The sequence below is a fragment of the Cupriavidus sp. GW823-FHT07A04 genome (genome assembly GCF_058794615.1).
Map to the genome: position 1 here is coordinate 86,506 of NZ_JBXAHA010000015.1, position 17,213 is coordinate 103,718.

The window sequence follows — 17,213 nt, forward strand, 5'->3', positions numbered from 1 at the left end:
TCATTTAACTGCTTAATCCCGCTTGAAGCGTCTTAAAGCGTCTTAAAGCTGCGCAGATCTTCGGTTATTTTGCGCGGCCGCTGCTCTGTGGTGCCAGCAGCGACTGAAGCAGTTCCGGCGACATATTCAGCTGCCCGATCTTTTCGGCCTTGTCGGCAATCCCGCCGAAGGCCTGCGCGATCAACTGGCCCGGCGCCATGCCCGATGCGGCCAGCGCCTGCACGATGCGCGCGTCGGCGCCCTGCAGGGCCTGCATCACGGCGCCCAGACGGTGTGCCTCGGCCTCGGCGGTGGTGCGCGTGTTGTCGGCCTCCAGGCCCACGAACTCCTTGCGGCGTGCCTCCAGCGTGATCTGTGCCTCCATGGTGCTGGCCTCCAGTTCCGCCTGTTTCTTCTGCACCGCGGCTTCGGCTTCCATCTGGGTTTCTCGGATCGTGCGCTGCTTGAGCTCCACCGCGACTTCGGTGTCGAGCTCGCTTTCCTTGATGGCGCGTTCGTTTTCCACTGCCGCGTTGCGGCGCGCGTAGATGGCGTCGTCGGCCGCCTTCAGGATCTGTTCGCGGACCTCGGCTTCGAGCGCCCGCGCGGTTTCGGCGCGCGGCTTGACGGCCACCATCGAGAACGACAGGATTTCCAGGCCGAGGGCCAGCACGTCTGGATGCGCCTTGAGCGCGCCTTCGACCTGGCAGGCCATGCGGTCGGACGCCTGCAGCGCGGAGCGCAGCGTTTCGGCGCTCACGGCCTGCTGCACCAGTACCTCCACCACGCCCTCCACGCGGGTGCGCAGGTTCTGCGGATCCTCGGAGATGTAGTTGCGGCCGTCCGGCTTGAGCGCGAAATTGAGCATGGCGGCCGTCTTGCGCGGCTCGGTGATGCGGTAGGAGAGGTTGCCTTGCACGGTGACGGACTGGAAGTCGGTCGTGATCAGCTCGAAGATATACGGCAGGATCTGGCTGCCCACGGGCACCGCAACGAGGGATGTGGTGGGCGCGTAGTAGTAGAACGACTGGCCGCTGCCTTCGCAGATGATCTTGCCGCTCTTCATCTGCATCAGATAGGTGGTGGGATCTGCCTTGATGAATCGGATGCCGAACATGGTGGTCCTTTCCGGTGGTGGTGTTGGATTCGCCCGCGCCGGGCGCCTGGCATTAAGTGTGTCTGTGCCACTAATATAAGTGTGGCTGAGACACTTGTCAATCTATAATCCTGCGTGAATCGCTTCAATCGCTTCAATCGCTTGAGCCGCTTGAGCCGCTTGAACCGCCTCCTTCCAGGAACGCCCGCCCGATGACGAAACCCACCACTGCCGCATTCCCGCGCCCGCTGACCACCGTCGACGTGGTCATCCTGACGATCCGTGCGGGGGCGCTGCAGGTCCTGCTCGTGCAGCGGCCGCAACAGTCCGGCGAGCCATTTCCTGGCCAATGGGCCTTGCCGGGCGGCTTTGTCGATATCGAACGCGACCAGGATCTGCAGGGCTGCGCGTTGCGCAAGCTGGCGGAGAAGACCGGGGTCAATAGTCCCTACCTGGAACAGGTAGGTAGTTGGGGCAGTGCCACGCGCGATCCGCGCGGATGGTCCACCACCCATGTCTACGTTGCCTTGCTGGCGGATGACACGCTGGCTCTGCAGAAGGGCGGCAACGCCGCCGACTTGCGCTGGGCGCCGGTGGAGGGCGATGGCGTGGGGATGGCGCTGGCCTTTGATCACGCCACGCTGCTGAGCGCCGCGCTCGGGCGCGTGCGGGGCAAGACCGAGTACACGTCGCTGCCCGCGCATTTGCTGCCGGCCGCGTTCACGTTAGGCGAACTGCAGCATGTCTACGAGATCGTGCTGGGCCGCCCTCTCGAAAAAAAGGCTTTCCGCACCCGCATGCTCGCGGCGGACTTGCTGGAAGACCTGGGCGCGCAAAAGGAGACCGGGCGCCGCCCGGCCTCCTTGTACCGCTTGCGTGAGCAGGCCGGCCTGGTCTACTTCACGCGCAGCTTCGAGCAGCGCTGAATCAGGCGGGCGCGGTGCCGGGTTGCGTACCGGGACCGGTTCTTTGGCAACGGCCTAGGCCAATGCCAGCGAAGGTTCCGCCACGTCACGCCGTGCCTCGATGCGCGCCGGCGCCTCGGCGGCACCCTCGCCCGGCGCCGCTATCTCGAAGACCTCCAGCACGTCCACGCCGTTTTCCAGGCGCCTGACGAACAGGTCCAGCCGGTCCGCATCTTCCGCGCCGACCGACAATGTGAGCTGGTAGGGCGCGGCTGCTTGCCCGAAGCACAGGTCGATCAGGTGCAGGCCGGTGCGGCGGGCGTTGGCCAGCGTCCATTCGACGGCGCCGAAGAGGTCAGTGCGGTCCAGCCGCAGGGCGAGGTTCAAGGTTGACATGGTATCGGCGGCAGTTTTAGTGGGGTTTGTGGCCGGGAAGGCATGCGACAAATTTACCAGCGCCACCCCAGAATGGGTTTCTTTATTGCCTCCTGTTTTGATTAATTTGGAGATAAATTATCTGTGAGTGGTAGAGTTTATGGTGATTCCTTCCTTATCGTAGGCAGAAGACATGGCAACCTCCCCAAAACTGGACGAAACCGACCGCCGCATCCTGCGTGCGCTGCGGCGCGACGGCAGGCTCTCCAACCTCAAGCTGGCCGAGCAGGTTGGCTTGTCGCCCACGCCGTGCTGGAACCGCGTGCGCGCTTTGGAAGAAAGCGGTGTAATCGAGGGCTATGCGGCCCTGCTGAACCAGAAGGCGCTCGGCCTGCCCGATACGGTGCTGATCGAGGTCACGCTGGACCGGCACGACGATGACATGCTGGATCGCTTCGGCGAAGCGCTGGCCGAATTGCCGGAAGTGATGGAGGCGTACCTGCTCACCGGTGAATACGATTACCTGATCAAGGTAGCGGTGGCGGGCACGGAAGGGTATGAGGAATTCCTGCGCCACAAGCTCTACAAGCTGCCGGGCTTGCGGCACAGCCATTCCACTTTCGTGCTGCGCTGCATGAAGCGGGAGCCGTCAGTGGCGCCTTGAGTGGCCAGATGGGGCTTCAGGCGTCCGGCCGGTCCCAGGTGTCCGTGGACATCAGGTCCGCGAGCGGGCGGCCCTGGCGCCAGCCTTCCAGCTCCAGCATCGGCGCGGGATAGAAGGCCTGCACGGGGCCGAGGCAGAGAATGGCGATAGGCTGGCCACCCGGGGGCAACCGCAACAGCGCCGCCAGCGCGTCGGGCGCGAACATCGAGACCCAGCCCAGCCCGAGGTTCTCCACGCGCGCCGCCAGCCAGAGGTTTTCAATGGCGCAGGCCGCCGAGCACAGCGCCATCTCGCGCGGCATGGTGCGCCGGCCAAACACGGTGCCGTCATCCGGTGCCATCGCCACCACCAACAGCTCGGCGCACTCGCGCACGCCTTCCACCTTCAGCCGCAGGAATTCGCCATCGCGCTCGCCCAGTGCCACGGCGGTCTTTTGCCGTTCGGCCTCGACCAGCGCGGCGATCTCTTCCCGCAAGGCGGCATCGGCGACGCGGATAAAGCGCCACGGCTGCATCAGCCCCACCGAGGGCGCACTGTGCGCGGCCCGCAGCAGGCGCATCAGGACAGCCTCATCGACCGACGCGCCCGCAATGAAATGCCGCATGTCGCGCCGCGACGCGATGAGACGGTAGAAGCTCTCCTGTTCCTCGGGCGAGAAAACGGCGGAGTAGCTTTCGGTCAGGGGTGCAGGCATCGCGGGGCGCAAGGGCAAAAGCCGGCATTGTATGCCTGTGCGAAGCGGCGGATCGCAAGGTGGGCTTGCGAGGGCCACGGTCAGGACGTAGCGCTGAGTCTTTGCGCTGACACGCTTGATGTTACTCGAGCCAAGGATTCACCAAGCTCAGGCCTATTCCTTCGAAGTCCTTGCCGTTGCGAGTGGCAAGCACGGCGCCGTGGTGACGGCAAATAGCTGCAATCTGCGCATCTGCCATGCTGACGGGCCGTCCAGATCGCTCCCGCTGAGCTACGACTGCGGCGTAATGGGGGGCCGTATGTTCGTCGAATGGAAGCACCATGCCCGCGAATTCGTCTGCGATCATTTGGAGTGCCGCTTCCTGGAGCCCGCTTTTCCTTTGCCCTTCGGGCAAACGGGCAATGCCATATAGAAGTTCAGCAACAGTCACCGCCGTAATCGCGTATTCATGTTGTGAGTGCAGGTCGAGCCAACGTATTACCGCTGGCTCTGGCTGGCCTCGCATGAATTCGGATAGCACATTGGTATCAAGTACGATCATTCGGGTAAATCCGCGGCTCGCGGTTGGTCGTCGCGCGGGGGAAGCTCGAGCCCTGGATCGGACAGGCTTGCGAAGCGCTGGCGCAGTCGACTTCCAAATGCGCCGGGGCCAGGGGGTTTGTTCAGCGCACGCCGCAGAATGGCGCGAACTTCCTCTTCCATCGAGTGGCCGTGCTGCGCGGCCTCCATGCGCAAACGTGCCTTGAGTTCCTCATCAAGATTCCGGATGGTCAATGTCGCCATGTCAATCTCCTGTGCTAGCAATGCATGCAATGCTAGCACAGGGCGCAGATTGGTTCACTACGCCATATCCAGGCGCGCCTCCAACGCCTGCCCGGCAATCCGGCCGGCGCCAATCACCTCGAACCCCCGCGCCAGATCCACCAGCAGGTCGTCCACATCCTCCAGCCCGATATGCAGCCGGATCACCTGGCCGCGCTTGGACCAGTCGGTGACGCTGCGCGCGCCGCGCATGTCGGCGATCACGGCGAGGCTTTCGAAGCCTCCCCAGGAGGCGCCGATGCCGAACAGTGCAAGGCTGTCGATAAAGCGTTCGGCGGCGTCCGGTGCTGCTGCGCGCAGCGAGAACGACAGCAGGCCGTTGGTGCCGCGGCAATCGCGCTGCCATAGTGCGTGGCCGGGGTCACCGGGTAGGGCGGGGCAAAAGACCTCCGCCACTTCGGGACGGGTGCGCAGCCAGCGTGCGACCGCCAGCGCGCTGCGCTCGTGCTGGGACAGGCGCGCGCCGAGGGAGCGCATGCCGCGCTGGACCAGGTAGGCGTCGTCCGGGCTGACGCTGATGCCGAAGGCGTCGGCCACTGCGGCGAGTGCCGGCCAGGCGGCTTCCAGGGTGCAGACGGTGCCCATCATCACGTCCGAATGCCCGGACAGGTATTTGGTCGCGGCCATCAGGGAGATATCGGCGCCCAGCGCAAGGGGCTGGAACAGCAGGCCGGAGCCCCAGGTGTTGTCAGCCGCCACCAGCGCGCCGTGCCGGTGGGCGATGTCGGCGATGGCCGGCAGGTCGCACATTTCATAGGCCAGCGATCCGGGCGCCTCCACGTACACCAGCCGGGTTTCGCGCCGCAGCCTGGCTTGCAGGTCGTGGCCATCGGCCGCGTAGAAGCTGGCGGCGATGCCGTGCTGCGCCAGGAAACCTTCGGCCAGCTTGCGCACCGGCTCGTACACGCAATCGGGCAGCAGCACGTGCTGGCCGGGGCGCAGGTAGGCCAGCAGCGTCATCGCAGCGGCTGCCAGCCCGCTGGGAAACAGGCGCGTGCGGTAGCCGCCTTCCAGCTCGGTGACCATGTCTTCGAGCGCAAATGCCGTGGGATTGCCGCGCGCGCCGTAGGTAAACAGGCGTTCGCTGCCGCGCCGCGAGCGCATCTCGCGCATCTGTGCCACCGAGTCGAACAACACGGTGCTGGCGCGCACCACGGGCGGGTTGACGGGCTGTCCGCCATCCACGGCGCTGGCGCGGCCGGCGTGCGCGAGGTGGGTAAGGATGCTGGGCTTCATGGCTTGGCCTGGTGGGGTGCCGCGCCAGGGTGGCGCGGCTGGTATGACAACTTGTGGTGGCAGGCAGCAGCAAGAGCCATGCCGCCTGCACCGGCTGCGCCCGGATCAGTCCACGCGGGCGCCGGAAAGCTTGACGATCTGCGACCAGCGCGCGATGTCGCCCTTGAGCTGCGCGGCGAATGCCTCCGGCTTGCTGCCCACCACGTCGCTGCCGCCTTCGTTGATCAGCTTCACCACCTCTGGCATCTGCAGTACCTGCAGGATGGCGCGGTTCAGGTAGGCCACGCGCTCGGGCGAGGTGCCGGCGGGGGCGAATACGCCGTACCAGTCCTCGAAACGGGCATTGCGGTAGCCCAGCTCCTCCAGCGTCGGCACCTTGGCGAACACGCCCAGGCGGCGCGGGCTGGTGACCGCCAGCGCGCGCATGCGGCCGGCCTGGATAAAGCCCGCTACCGAGGAGGTCGAGGTGATCAGCACGTTCACCTGCCCGCCCAGCAGGTCATTGATGGCCGGGCCGGCGCCTTTGTAGGGCACGTGCTGCAAGGCGATGCCGCCATCCTTGTCCAGCACCACGCCGACCAGGTGCGAGAGCGTGCCGTTGCCGGGCGTGGCAAAGGTGATCTTTTGCGGCTGGGCCTTGGCCTGCGTGGCCAGTTCGGCAAATGTCTGCCAGGGCGCGTTGGCTGCCACCACGATGGCCAGCGGCGCCGCATTGATTTGCGTGACCGGCATGAAGTTCTTGATCGGGTCGAAGCCAGGCGCGCTGTACAGCGTCGGGTTCACGGCCATGACCGACACCTGCGAGGTCAGCAGGGTGTAGCCGTCCGGCTTGGCCTCGGCGACGAAGCGCGTGCCGATGTTGCCGCCGGCGCCGCCGCGGTTGTCAGTGACGGCGGTCTGCCCCAGCACTTCGCCGAGCCGCGTGGTGACGATGCGCGTGACGGCATCGTTGCCGCCGCCGGCGGGAAACGGCGAGACGAAGCGCAGCGGCTGCGAGGGAAAGCCGCCGACCGGCGCCATCGGCTGTGCGCTGGCGGGGGCGCCGGCCATGGCGAGGGTGACGGTGGCGACGGTGGCAAAGGTGCTGGTCAGGACTTGCTTGATGCGTGACATGAAAAACCCCTGTGTATGTAGAGAGATGTCAGAGCGAAGGGCGGCTGGGCAGGCTTCTTTGGCCCCGCTGGCCGCTGTGGCGTACCGGCTGTTGCCTCTTGCCCCTGTGTCCCCGGAGTGCCGGGGCGTCCCCTTGGCGCTGCACCGTCGAGCCGGATGGGAATCAATGCCTTGCGACTCGCCTTGCCAGCCACGCGTACCGTTGCCGGCCGCGAGAGGCGGGAGGTGGCTGCATGACGGGCTCGGTCGCTGATGGCGGGTCATGTTGAAAGGACGCTGTGCGGATCAGGCGAAGCGGAAAGTGGCCAGTTCCTGGGCGTCGAGCTGGCCGATCAGGTTGGTTTCCCAGGCCAGGTAGCGGCGAGCGGCCTCCTTGTTGCCGTCGTGACGGTCGTGGACGAAGAACAGGAAATCGATGCAGCGCGCGTCGGGCAGGCTGCTTGCTGCATCGCCATCGCCGGCATCGCTTGCCAGCGCATGGCCTGCCGCCTGCCAGGCGCCTGTGCCACCGGCGAGCAGCCTGATGTCGCTGTAGCCCAGTGCGGCCAGTTCGCCGGCGGCCAGCGTGGCCACACCCGGTTGATCGTCATCGCCGATGAGCGCGATCGGCGTGTCGCGCGGCACGCCAGCGAGGTCGCGGGCAAACACCGGGCGGATCGACCAGCGGCTGCCCGGCACGTGCCCGGCGCGATACGCCATGCTGGCGCGCACGTCGAGCGCCAGCAGCTGCCGCCCGGCCAGGCCCGCCGCCAGCGAGCTGGCATCGATGCCCGGCAAGGCATGGGAGGGCGCCACGGGGCCGGCGGGCGCGGCGAGGCCGCAGGCAAGCGCAGCCGCAAGCCCGCCTTCGAGCACCACGGCGTCATGGCCCATCTGGCGCAGCCAGCTCGCCACCACCGTGGCGCGCACGCCATCGGCATCGATCAGCACGAGGCGCGCGCGGCGCACGCCCACGTATTGGTCGGTGGCCTGCATCAACTGGCCGCCCGGCGCGTTCTGGGCGCCGGGCACTGAGCCGGCGCGGTATTCCTCCGGCGTGCGCACGTCGCACAGGAAAGTGGTACGCGAGCGGTCGTTCAGCCACGCGCCCGCTTCGGCGGCATCGATGCGCGGCACCGCAAAGCGCACCGCCATTGTCTGCGCCGCGGCCTGGGCGGCATCCAGCCCGGCAGGCGCGGCGCTGTCGGGATAGCGCCGGGTGCCGCCGTGCTCCAGCTTGTAGTCGTTCAGGTACCAGCCCTGGGTGCCGTTTTCCAGCGCGAACACAGGGTTGGGCACGCCGAAGTTGATCAGGGTTTGCGCGCCGATAATGCTGCGCGTGCGGCCGGCGCAGTTGATCACGATCGGCGTGGCCGGGTCCGGCACCAGGTCGCGCAGCCGGTAAGCCAGCTCGCCGTTGGGGCAGCAGATGGCGCCGGGGATATTCATCTTGCGGAATTCCGAGACGGGCCGGCCATCAAGCACCACCGGAGCTGGCTTGCCTGCCTGCATGGCCGCCAGCTCCGCGGCCGAGACGCGCGGCGTGCCGTAATGGTGCTCGGCCAGCTCGCCGAAGGTCTTGGAGGGCACGTTGACGCCAGCGAACAAGGCGTAACCGGCGGCCTGCCAGCCCGGCACGCCGCCGTCCAGCACGAACAGGCGGGTGTAGCCGAGGGTGGACAGGGCCTGCGCGGCGCGCGCTGCCACGCCGTCGGCGTTGTCCGCCAGCACGATGCGCGCCGCGGTGTTGGGCGCCAGGCGGCCGATATCCAGTTCCAGCCGGCTAAAGGGGAGCGGCACTGCGTAGAACGGATGGCCCTCGCCGTACTGGCCATGCTCGCGGATATCGAACAGGGCAATCTCGTCCTGGTCGTGCAGCCAGGCCTTGAGGGTGACCGGGTCGACCTGGGTGTAGCGGGTGTCGGGCGTGTTCAGGATGGCGGGCATGCGTTTGTTCAGGCAAGAAGGGGGCCAGGCCTCCTGGCCGCACGCGGGCGGGAGGCAACTGGAAATGCGTTGGATATGGGCTTCGGCTGAAGCCGGGAGGTGGGGGTTGCTTAGCGCCGCACCTCCCGGGTGCCGTTTAGCGGCGCGTCTTGACGCCCACGCTCATGGCCTGGCAGCGGCCGGTCTCGAGGTCGTAGGCGGTGCGCCCGGTCAGGGTTTCCAGCGCGCGGCCGTACATGTGCAGGTGGCGGATCACGGATTCGCCGCGGATCTCCACCGAGTGGATGTCGTCAGGCAGCAGCGCGATGCCCGACCCCGGGCCCACTTCCACCGTGTGCGAGTGCTTCAGCGTGCCGACGCCCGGCTCGCTGCCATCGTCGGTGCGCAGGTAGACGTCGTTGTACTCGGTGCCCACCACGCCGGCCACGCAGGCCCAGGTGGTGTGGTCGTGCGGGGGGATGCGCTTGCCGGGGCGCATCACGTTGAGGTACAGCGCGAAGGTCTGGTCGGGGTCTTCGGCGATCAGGTAGCGGGCCTGGCGCTCGCCTTCCTCCGGCGGGGCGAATTCGCTCTGCGCCCACAGGTGCGGCTTGGCCGCGAGCTGCTCCACCTGGCCCAGCACGCTGGCCAGCGATTCGCGGGTGACGCCACCGCTAGCCACGATTTCCTTGATGGATTGAATCGTCTCCCCGACGGCGGCCTGGCGTTGTTGTGCGATCGACATGTCTCTAGAATCCTTGCTGAGTCTTGATGGTTCTTGGTTTACGGGGTGGTACATCACCTTGCATGGTTTCACTTTAATGAAGCCCGGCACCTGAAACCACTTAATCACCCATGAAAATACTTAAGCAAGTCTAATGAATGCGTAATCTCGATCTGGACCTCTTGCGCACGTTGGTGGCCATCGCCGACCACGGTACCTTCGGCGCCGCGGCGCAGCGGTTGCACCGCACCCAGTCCGCCGTCACCCAGCAGATGCAGCGGCTGGAGGAGCAGGTGGCGCTGGTGCTGTTCGAGCGGCAGGGGCGTGGCAAGCAGCTCACGCGGCATGGCAACAAGCTGGTGGAATACGCGCGGCAATTGCTGAACCTGAACGACGAGGCGCTGCGCGTGCTGCGCGAGGGCGACCTGACAGGCTCGCTGCGGATCGGGGCGCCGCACGATGTTGCCGACACGATCCTGCCGCCGCTACTGTCGCATATCGCGCGTGCGTCGCCCGCCCTGCGGCTGGAGATCCATGTGGGGCGCAGCCCCTTCCTGATGGAATCGTTGCGGCGGGGGGAGATCGACCTGACCGTTTCCACCCGGGAAGACACCAGCCTGGACGGCCTGGTCTTGCGCACCTCACCCACGATCTGGGTTTGCGCGGCGGATTTCGCCTATGAGAGCGGCAGCACGGTGCCGCTGATCCTGGCTGACGAGCCCAGCCTGTTTCGCAAGCTGGCGCTGGATGCACTGAAGGAGGCTGGCGTGCCCTGGCGCGCGGCGTATTTCGCGCCGAGCCTGATCGGCATCAAGGCGGCGATCCGCGCCGGGCTGGGGATCACGGCGCGCAGCATCGACCTGCTGGGCGCCGACATGCGGGTGCTGGGCGACAAGGACGGGCTGCCGCGCTTGCCCGATGTGACGTACTACTTGTGGGCGCGGCCCAATGCGGCCAACCCGGTGGCGCGGCAGGTGTTTTCCATGCTCAAGACCACCTTGCAGCGCGGCATCACGGCCGTGTGAAGGTGGCTTGAGGTTGGCTTGAGCTTGGCCTTGGGGGGCGCCGCGGTCCCTCAGGCTGCCGGCGCGAGCCGGAAGGCACCTACCGCCTCGGCAAGCTGGCGCGCCTGCGCTTCCAGCGATCCGGCCGCGGCGGCTGCCTGCTCAACCAGCGCCGCGTTCTGCTGGGTGACGGCTTCCATCTGCGTCACCGCCTGGCTGACCTGCACGATGCCGGCACTTTGTTCCAGCGACGCCGACGAGATGTCTTCCATGATCCGCGCCAGGCGGCCCACGGCATCCACGGTCTCGCTCATGGTCTGGCCGGCCTGGGCGACGAGCGCGTTGCCGGCGCCCACCTTGCTGGCCGAGTCGTCGATCAGCGACTTGATCTCCCGTGCCGCGTTGGCGCTGCGCTGCGCCAGCGCGCGCACCTCGCCCGCCACCACGGCAAAGCCGCGGCCCGCCTCGCCCGCGCGCGCCGCTTCCACGGCGGCGTTGAGCGCCAGGATATTGGTCTGGAAGGCAATGCCGTCGATCACGCCGATGATGTCGGCGATCCGTTGCGAACTGCTGCTGATGTCGCCCATGGTCTGCACCACGCCGCGCACGTCGTCGCCGCCGCGCGTAGCCAGCCGCGCCGCTTCGGCGGCCAGCGCGCTGGCCTGGCGCGCGCTTTCCGTGTTGTTGCTCACCGTGGAGGTGAGTTCTTCCATGCTGGCGGCGGTTTGCTCGAGCGACGCGGATTGCTGTTCGGTGCGCGAGGACAGGTCGGTATTACCGGCGGCGATCTCGCGTGCGCCGATGTTGACCGAGTCCGAACTGGATCGTACCTGGCTGACAGTGCGCGTTAGCGCCACCTGCATGCGCGCCACGGCGGCGAGCACGCGGCCCACCTCGTTGTTGCCGGCGGCCGCGGCGGGATGGCTCAGGTCGCCCTGCGCCACACGGTCGAGGTGCTCGGCGGCCGTGGCCAGAGGTGCCACGATGGCCGCGCGCAGTCCGAGGTGCACCGCCACGATCAGGCCCAGCGCGGCGGTGATGCCAACCACCACGAGCCGCACCACCCACTGGTAGCGCGCGCTGCTGGTCTCGGTTTCCTGCCGCGCCAACTGGCTCGCTTGCTCCTGGAAGCGCTCGACGCCCACCGAATACTCGGCCCCGGAGGCGGTGATGTCGCGGTCGTTGATCGCCGCGTAGGCGGCGGGGTCTCCCGCGCGCAAGGCGGCCAGGGCTCGCTCGACCGTGCCGGCATGCCGGCGAGCGGCATCCGCGACCTGTCGGCGCTGGGCATCGTCCTGGCCTTCCTGCGCGGGCGCGGCCTCGAAGCGCTGCAACGCCTCGGCTGAGTGCTTGAGCGATTTGCCGGCGGCATCGAGCGCGCTGGCGTTGACTTCAGTGCTGCCCTCGCGGGCCGAAGCGTAGGCGCGCGCGAGCGCCGAGCGCGCACGGGTCATGTCCTTGTACGCATCGTTGAGCAGCAGGGCGCTGGCGGAGAGTTGCTCCACGCGCCCGGTCGCCTGGTCCGCGGCGCGCAGCGCGAGCACGCCAACGCCCGCGCCGAACACGATCATGCAGGCAAAGGTCACCAGGACTGCCAGCAGGGCAGTGCGCACGCTCAGGTTTTTCATCATCGTCTGGAACAGGGGTTTGAGATCACTGGGCTAACGGACGGCTTTGGCCGGACTTGACCGAAGCCGGCGCGCGGACGCATGAAAGTTTGCGCAAAATCAATCGCGGTGTCTGAATTCGCCCTTCAGGTGCCGTCTTGCGCACAACCGATGGCGCGGCCTCAAGTTGTTGTTGCACCTCACCGATAGACAGGTTTTCCGCCCAGCGCGCCATTTCAGCCTTTCACTATCCGGGCCTCTTTCACATGCTTGCCAGCCTTACCATCCGCGCCCGCCTCATTGCCACCGTCTCCCTGCTGTTCCTGCTTGCGCTTGGTGTGGGCGTGGCCGGCTTGCTTGGCTTGCGCGCCGCCAACGACGCCCATGAGTCTACTTACTCGAACCAGCTTGCCTCTGCCCTGGCGCTGGGCGAGGCGGACCTGAGCCTCACCCGGGCGCGTACCGCGCTGGACCGCGCCATGCTATACCCGGACAGCCCGGAAGCCCCGGGCCTGCTGGAGCGCACCGAAGAGCTCACGCGGCGCTCTGACGAGGCCTGGAAGCGTTTCATGGCCCTGCCGCGCGACAGCGAGGAAGACCAGCTCGCGGTGGCCGTGTCGGCCAAGCGGGAGGCCGCCAACCGCGAAGGCATCGCCGCCATCATCGCCGCGCTGCGCGCCAAGGACCGCGCGCTGGCCGACCAGATCATGGATGGCAAGCTGTCCCGGCTGTTTCGGGACGCCAACGACAGCAGCCTGAAGCTGAGCCAGTTCCAGCTCAAGATGGCGGCAGGTAATTTCGAGGCGTCGCAGGTGGCGTACCGGGTTTTCCGCCATGGCGTGATTGCCGCGATCGTGCTGGCACTGCTGGTCGCGGCCGCCTGCGCGGTGTTCCTGCTGCGTGCCATCGTTGGGCCGCTGGAGCAGGCGCTGACACAATTCGACCGCATCGCGGCCGGCGATCTGAGCCACCCGGTGCAGGTCACCCGCCGCGATGAAATGGGCCGCTTGCTGGAGGGCCTCGCGCGCATGCAGGCCAGCCTTGCGCTGACCGTGGGGCGGGTGCGCCGGGGCTCGGATGCGATCACGTCGGCCACCCGGCAGATCGCCGCAGGCAACTCGGATTTGTCCAGCCGAACGGAAGCGCAGGCTGCCTCGCTTGAGGAAACCGCCTCTAGCATGGAGCAGATGACCTCCACCGTGCGCCAGAACGCAGACAACGCGCGCCAGGCCAGCCAGCTTGCTGTCAGCGCGGTCGAGGTGGCTAGCCAGGGCGGCGCGGTGGTGGGCGATGTGCTGGCCACCATGGGCGATATCAGCACGGCGGCCAGGACGGTCGCGGAGATCATCGGCGTGGTCGACGGCATCGCCTTCCAGACCAATATCCTGGCGCTCAACGCCGCCGTGGAAGCTGCCCGCGCCGGCGAGCAGGGGCGCGGGTTCGCGGTGGTTGCGGGCGAAGTGCGCGGCTTGGCCCAGCGCAGCGCCGGGGCGGCCCGCGAGATCAAGTCCATGATCGAGACGTCGCTGGCGCATGTGGCTTTGGGCAGTGGCCAGGCCGGGCGCGCGGCCAGCACCATGGAGGAGGTGGTTGCGGCGATCCGCCGGGTGACCGACATCATGAGCGAGATTGCGGCGGCTTCAGTCGAGCAGAGCAGCGGCATCGAGCAGGTCAATCAGGCGGTGGCGTCGATGGACCAGTCCACCCAGCAGAACGCGGCGCTGGTCGAGGAGGCTGCTGCTGCCGCCGCGTCGCTGGAGGACCAGGCGCGCCAGCTTAACCAGGCTATCGCGGCGTTCCGCGTATAGGCGGACCAGGAGCGCTGGGAGCGCCGGGAGCGGCGGCGCGTGGCAGGAAATGGCGGGAAGACAGCAGGAAACGCCGGGATGGCGCACGCGCACTTTGTGCGTTAGGCCCCATTGGACTAGGGTATACGTTGTGACGAGAGTGGTGGAATAGTGCCATCGTTGCCAGCAGGCGCCCGGCATAGGCCGACGCGCCGGGAAAAGCCCCGGTTTCCTCGCAAATGGACCTGAATCGTGCGTCGACGTGTCTGGCCCAGGCTCCTGGTATTGGCTCTGCTCGTAGGGGGCGGTTACCTCCTTTGCGCCGTCGTTGCCGAGGAACTTGCCACCTCGCGGTTGCAGGCGCGCTACTTTGCCGGGCGGGCGAAAGACGTCGCCTTCGCGGTAAAGGACGGCCCGAGCGAACGCATCCGCTTTCCGGACGACGGCCCCTATGACCTGCGCTTCGGCTATAGCCGGATGCCGCAGTTCACCGAATTGCTGGAAGCGCGGGGCTTTCGGCGCGAACGCCAGGCGCAGTGGTCCGACCGCATGCTGGAACTGACGGACTCCGGCCTGTTCGCGCCCTATCACGAGAAAACCCAGGCCGGCCTGGACCTGCTTGACTGCAATGACCTGCCATTTGGCGCCAGGCGCACACCGCCTCGTACCTACGCCAGCTTCGAGGACATTCCGGCCCTGCTCGTGAACGCGCTGCTCTTCATCGAGAACCGCGATCTGCTCGATCCCGAATTTCCCACGCGCAATCCCGCGCTGGACGTGCGGCGCTTCACGCGTGCCGCATTGGATCAGGGCGTGCATTTCTTCAACGATAAGCACGACGCCGCTGGCGGCAGCACGCTCGCTACCCAGATCGAGAAATACCGGCATTCGCGCGCCGGCCGCACCGGTTCGCCCAAGGAAAAGCTGCGCCAGATGGCCAGCGCATCGATGCGCGCCTACCTGGACGGCCCGAACACCGTGGCCGCCAGGGAGCGCATCCTGCTGGATTACCTCAACACCGTGCCACTCTCGGCCCGGGCCGGCCTGGGCGAGGTCAACGGACTGGGCGATGGCCTGTGGGCCTGGTACGGGCAGGACTTCGACGAGGCCAACCGCTTGCTGGCGAATGCCGCCGGGCCGGGACCCGGCGCGGGACAGGGCGAGGGCGAACTCGGCCAGCGGCAGGCGCGGGTGTTCAAGCAAGCGCTCTCGCTGATCATTGCGCAGCGCGGGCCATCGCATTTCCTGCGGCGCGATACAGCCACGCTGGTAGAACTGACCGACAGCTATATCCGCTTGCTCTCGGCCGCCGGCGCCATTCCGCCCTGGCTGCGCGACGCTTCGCTGGCCCAGCCCTTGACGCTGGGCGCCCCGGCGCTGGACCGGCCGGAGGTGTCATTTATCTCGCGCAAGGCCATCAGCGGGGTGCGCACCGATTTGCTGCGCTATCTTGACCTTGGCAGCAGCTACGAGCTGGACCGGCTCGACCTGACTGCCCACAGCACCATCAATACGGGCCTGCAACGGGTGGTCACCGAGGCGCTGCTGCGGGCGGGCACGCGTGACGGCGCGCATGGTTTCGGGATGTACGGCCACAACCTGCTGCGCGAGGGCGACGACCCGGGCAAGCTGGCGATCAGCTTCACGCTCTACGAGAAGGTCGACGGCGCCAACCTGCTGCGCGTGCAAGCCGACAACCTGGACCTGCCGTTCGACCTGAACCGCGGCGCGCGGCTGAACCTGGGCTCCACCGCCAAGCTGCGCACGCTGGTGACCTATCTGGAAATCCTCTCCGAGCTCCACGAGAAATATGCCGGCATGTCCGCCGCCGAGCTGCGCGAAATCAAGCCGGCCAAGCTGGATGCGCTGACCCAGTGGGTACTGAGCTACCTGCTCGCCGCACCCGACAAGAGCCGCCGCGCCATGCTGGAAGCCGCCATGCTGCGCCGCTATTCCGGCAGCGCGGGAGAGGCCTTCTTTACCGGGGGCGGGCTGCAGACATTCACCAACTTCGAGCGCTGGGAAAACATGAAGATCATGACCGTGCGCGAAGCGTTCGAGCACTCGGTGAACCTGGTCTTTATCCGCCTGATGCGCGATATCGTGCGCTACGAAACCTATCGCTTGCATCCCGATGCCGACGACTGGCTGAACAATCCGGCCGCGCCGCAACGCCGCGCCTACCTGGTGCGCTTTGCCGACAAGGAGGGCAGCGACTACCTGCGTGCCTTCTACGGGAAGTATCGCGGCATGAGCCAGCAGGAAGCGGCCAGGCGCGTGCTCCAGAACCGCCACTTCTCGCCGGTGGGGCTGGCGGTGACGCTGCGCAGCATCGATCCCGACATCGATCCGGCGCAGTTCAACAAGGTCATGCTCGCCACCCTGCCCAAGGCGGGGCTGACCGATGAGAAGCTGGCCAAGCTGTACAGCAAATACGGACCGACCAGTTTTTCGCTGAATGACCGGGGCTACCTGGCGCGCGTGCATCCGCTTGAGCTATGGCTGCTCAATTACCTGCGCCAGCGCCCCGATGCCAGCCTGGATGAAGCCTTGCGCGACAGCACCGAGCAACGCCAGGAGGTGTATGCGTGGCTGTTCAAGACCCGCCATCCCGGCGGCCAGACGCGCCGCATCCGCAGCCAGCTGGAGCGCCAGGCCTTTGTTGAGATTGCACGCCGGTGGCAGCGCCTGGGCTATCCGTTCAGCGCGATCACGGCGTCCTATGCCTCGGCGATCGGCGCGGCGGGGGACCGGCCGGCTGCGTTGGCCGAGCTGGTCGGCATCGTGCAGGGCAATGGCGTGCGCCAGCAGGCCACGGCGCTGCGCAGCCTGGAATTTGCGGCGGGCACGCCGTACGCGACTGACTTTGGCTTGGGGCAGAAGGGCACGCGCTTGCTGAGCGAGGATATCACCGAGGTGGTGCGTGCCGCGCTGATCGGCGTGGTGGATTCGGGCACGGCGGGCATGCTGAAGTCGGCGCTGGTTGGCAGCGGCATCGTGGCGGGCGGCAAGACCGGCACGGGCGATCATCGCTACGAAGTCTACGGGCCAGGCGGCAGGCTGATTTCCTCACGCGTGGTCAGCCGCTCGGCCACCTTCGTGTTTTTCCTTGGCGACCGTTACTTCGGCAACGTCACGGCGTACGTGCAAGAGCCCTATGCCGCGCGCTATGCCTTCACCAGCGCGCTGTCCGTGCAGTTGCTCAAATCGCTGGCGCCAACCATCCTGCCACTGGTGCGCGACGGCGGCGTGCGTTCACCGCTGGCATGCAAGCACTGAGCGGCAGCGCTGCCGGGGCGAGT

15 protein-coding genes are annotated in these 17,213 nt (G+C 67.1%); 5 read left to right on the forward strand and 10 right to left on the reverse strand.

From position 1 onward, the window contains the following. Nucleotides 1–64: 64 nt before the first annotated feature. Nucleotides 65–1,096, reverse strand: a complete 1,032-nt coding sequence (locus tag AC1Q7Q_RS25245) for an SPFH domain-containing protein (RefSeq protein WP_492371177.1) — start codon at nucleotides 1,094–1,096, stop codon at nucleotides 65–67. Between the two features lie 191 nt (nucleotides 1,097–1,287). Here AC1Q7Q_RS25245 and AC1Q7Q_RS25250 point away from each other — a divergent pair, with 191 nt between their 5' ends. Then, the gene (locus tag AC1Q7Q_RS25250) at nucleotides 1,288–2,001 is read left to right on the forward strand and encodes an NUDIX hydrolase (RefSeq protein ID WP_492371178.1); all 714 of its coding nucleotides are present in this window, start codon (nucleotides 1,288–1,290) and stop codon (nucleotides 1,999–2,001) included. A 54-nt stretch (nucleotides 2,002–2,055) separates the two neighbouring features. Here AC1Q7Q_RS25250 and AC1Q7Q_RS25255 read toward each other — a convergent pair whose 3' ends face one another. Then, nucleotides 2,056–2,376 carry a hypothetical protein gene (locus tag AC1Q7Q_RS25255; protein WP_492371179.1) on the reverse strand — a complete coding sequence of 107 codons (321 nt, stop codon included), beginning with the start codon at nucleotides 2,374–2,376 and terminating at the stop codon, nucleotides 2,056–2,058. Nucleotides 2,377–2,548: 172 nt separating this feature from the next. On the opposite strand from AC1Q7Q_RS25255, the gene AC1Q7Q_RS25260 reads away from it, so the two are divergent. Then, nucleotides 2,549–3,019: an Lrp/AsnC family transcriptional regulator gene (locus AC1Q7Q_RS25260; protein WP_045240794.1), complete on the forward strand. Its 471-nt coding sequence runs from the start codon at nucleotides 2,549–2,551 to the stop codon at nucleotides 3,017–3,019. A 16-nt stretch (nucleotides 3,020–3,035) separates the two neighbouring features. Here the strand turns inward: AC1Q7Q_RS25260 and bluB are convergent, their stop codons facing one another. The 7 genes from bluB to AC1Q7Q_RS25295 all read right to left on the reverse strand — a co-directional run bounded on the left by bluB (nucleotide 3,036) and on the right by AC1Q7Q_RS25295 (nucleotide 9,534). Then, on the reverse strand, nucleotides 3,036–3,713 hold the full coding sequence (gene bluB, locus AC1Q7Q_RS25265; protein WP_492371180.1) for a 5,6-dimethylbenzimidazole synthase: 678 nt from the start codon (nucleotides 3,711–3,713) through the stop codon (nucleotides 3,036–3,038). 121 nt (nucleotides 3,714–3,834) lie between these two features. After that, nucleotides 3,835–4,254: a type II toxin-antitoxin system VapC family toxin gene (locus AC1Q7Q_RS25270; RefSeq protein WP_492371181.1), complete on the reverse strand. Its 420-nt coding sequence runs from the start codon at nucleotides 4,252–4,254 to the stop codon at nucleotides 3,835–3,837. Further along, nucleotides 4,251–4,496 carry a FitA-like ribbon-helix-helix domain-containing protein gene (locus tag AC1Q7Q_RS25275; protein WP_492371182.1) on the reverse strand — a complete coding sequence of 82 codons (246 nt, stop codon included), beginning with the start codon at nucleotides 4,494–4,496 and terminating at the stop codon, nucleotides 4,251–4,253. The genes AC1Q7Q_RS25270 and AC1Q7Q_RS25275 overlap by 4 nt, the downstream gene beginning before the upstream one ends. 57 nt (nucleotides 4,497–4,553) lie before the next feature. Continuing rightward, nucleotides 4,554–5,771, reverse strand: a complete 1,218-nt coding sequence (gene metC, locus AC1Q7Q_RS25280; RefSeq protein ID WP_492371183.1) for a cystathionine beta-lyase — start codon at nucleotides 5,769–5,771, stop codon at nucleotides 4,554–4,556. A gap of 105 nt (nucleotides 5,772–5,876) precedes the next feature. Beyond that, on the reverse strand, nucleotides 5,877–6,884 hold the full coding sequence (locus tag AC1Q7Q_RS25285; protein ID WP_492371184.1) for a Bug family tripartite tricarboxylate transporter substrate binding protein: 1,008 nt from the start codon (nucleotides 6,882–6,884) through the stop codon (nucleotides 5,877–5,879). Nucleotides 6,885–7,169: 285 nt separating this feature from the next. Then, on the reverse strand, nucleotides 7,170–8,810 hold the full coding sequence (locus AC1Q7Q_RS25290; protein ID WP_492371185.1) for a rhodanese-like domain-containing protein: 1,641 nt from the start codon (nucleotides 8,808–8,810) through the stop codon (nucleotides 7,170–7,172). Between the two features lie 136 nt (nucleotides 8,811–8,946). Next, on the reverse strand, nucleotides 8,947–9,534 hold the full coding sequence (locus tag AC1Q7Q_RS25295) for a cysteine dioxygenase family protein (RefSeq protein ID WP_492371186.1): 588 nt from the start codon (nucleotides 9,532–9,534) through the stop codon (nucleotides 8,947–8,949). 137 nt (nucleotides 9,535–9,671) lie between these two features. On the opposite strand from AC1Q7Q_RS25295, the gene AC1Q7Q_RS25300 reads away from it, so the two are divergent. After that, entirely contained in the window at nucleotides 9,672–10,538 is an 867-nt protein-coding gene (locus AC1Q7Q_RS25300) for a LysR substrate-binding domain-containing protein (protein ID WP_492371187.1), read from the forward strand. A 50-nt stretch (nucleotides 10,539–10,588) separates the two neighbouring features. Here AC1Q7Q_RS25300 and AC1Q7Q_RS25305 read toward each other — a convergent pair whose 3' ends face one another. Next, nucleotides 10,589–12,145, reverse strand: coding sequence for a methyl-accepting chemotaxis protein (locus tag AC1Q7Q_RS25305; RefSeq protein ID WP_492371274.1), 1,557 nt, complete (start codon nucleotides 12,143–12,145; stop codon nucleotides 10,589–10,591). A 245-nt stretch (nucleotides 12,146–12,390) separates the two neighbouring features. Here AC1Q7Q_RS25305 and AC1Q7Q_RS25310 point away from each other — a divergent pair, with 245 nt between their 5' ends. Then, nucleotides 12,391–13,932, forward strand: coding sequence for a methyl-accepting chemotaxis protein (locus AC1Q7Q_RS25310; protein WP_492371188.1), 1,542 nt, complete (start codon nucleotides 12,391–12,393; stop codon nucleotides 13,930–13,932). Between the two features lie 264 nt (nucleotides 13,933–14,196). Continuing rightward, the gene (locus AC1Q7Q_RS25315; protein WP_492371189.1) at nucleotides 14,197–17,190 is read left to right on the forward strand and encodes a transglycosylase domain-containing protein; all 2,994 of its coding nucleotides are present in this window, start codon (nucleotides 14,197–14,199) and stop codon (nucleotides 17,188–17,190) included. The last annotated feature ends 23 nt before the right edge of the window (nucleotides 17,191–17,213 follow it).

What these genes read in the sequence shown, in the direction of transcription:
- AC1Q7Q_RS25285 (WP_492371184.1), bottom strand. Translation starts at nt 6,884, where the DNA reads ATGTCACGCATCAAGCAAGTCCTGACCAGCACCTTTGCCACCGTCGCC.
- AC1Q7Q_RS25305 (WP_492371274.1), bottom strand. Translation starts at nt 12,145, where the DNA reads ATGAAAAACCTGAGCGTGCGCACTGCCCTGCTGGCAGTCCTGGTGACC.
- metC (WP_492371183.1), bottom strand. Translation starts at nt 5,771, where the DNA reads ATGAAGCCCAGCATCCTTACCCACCTCGCGCACGCCGGCCGCGCCAGC.
- AC1Q7Q_RS25245 (WP_492371177.1), bottom strand. Translation starts at nt 1,096, where the DNA reads ATGTTCGGCATCCGATTCATCAAGGCAGATCCCACCACCTATCTGATG.
- AC1Q7Q_RS25255 (WP_492371179.1), bottom strand. Translation starts at nt 2,376, where the DNA reads ATGTCAACCTTGAACCTCGCCCTGCGGCTGGACCGCACTGACCTCTTC.
- AC1Q7Q_RS25290 (WP_492371185.1), bottom strand. Translation starts at nt 8,810, where the DNA reads ATGCCCGCCATCCTGAACACGCCCGACACCCGCTACACCCAGGTCGAC.
- bluB (WP_492371180.1), bottom strand. Translation starts at nt 3,713, where the DNA reads ATGCCTGCACCCCTGACCGAAAGCTACTCCGCCGTTTTCTCGCCCGAG.
- AC1Q7Q_RS25310 (WP_492371188.1), top strand. Translation starts at nt 12,391, where the DNA reads ATGCTTGCCAGCCTTACCATCCGCGCCCGCCTCATTGCCACCGTCTCC.
- AC1Q7Q_RS25260 (WP_045240794.1), top strand. Translation starts at nt 2,549, where the DNA reads ATGGCAACCTCCCCAAAACTGGACGAAACCGACCGCCGCATCCTGCGT.
- AC1Q7Q_RS25275 (WP_492371182.1), bottom strand. Translation starts at nt 4,496, where the DNA reads ATGGCGACATTGACCATCCGGAATCTTGATGAGGAACTCAAGGCACGT.
- AC1Q7Q_RS25300 (WP_492371187.1), top strand. Translation starts at nt 9,672, where the DNA reads ATGCGTAATCTCGATCTGGACCTCTTGCGCACGTTGGTGGCCATCGCC.
- AC1Q7Q_RS25250 (WP_492371178.1), top strand. Translation starts at nt 1,288, where the DNA reads ATGACGAAACCCACCACTGCCGCATTCCCGCGCCCGCTGACCACCGTC.
- AC1Q7Q_RS25270 (WP_492371181.1), bottom strand. Translation starts at nt 4,254, where the DNA reads ATGATCGTACTTGATACCAATGTGCTATCCGAATTCATGCGAGGCCAG.
- AC1Q7Q_RS25295 (WP_492371186.1), bottom strand. Translation starts at nt 9,534, where the DNA reads ATGTCGATCGCACAACAACGCCAGGCCGCCGTCGGGGAGACGATTCAA.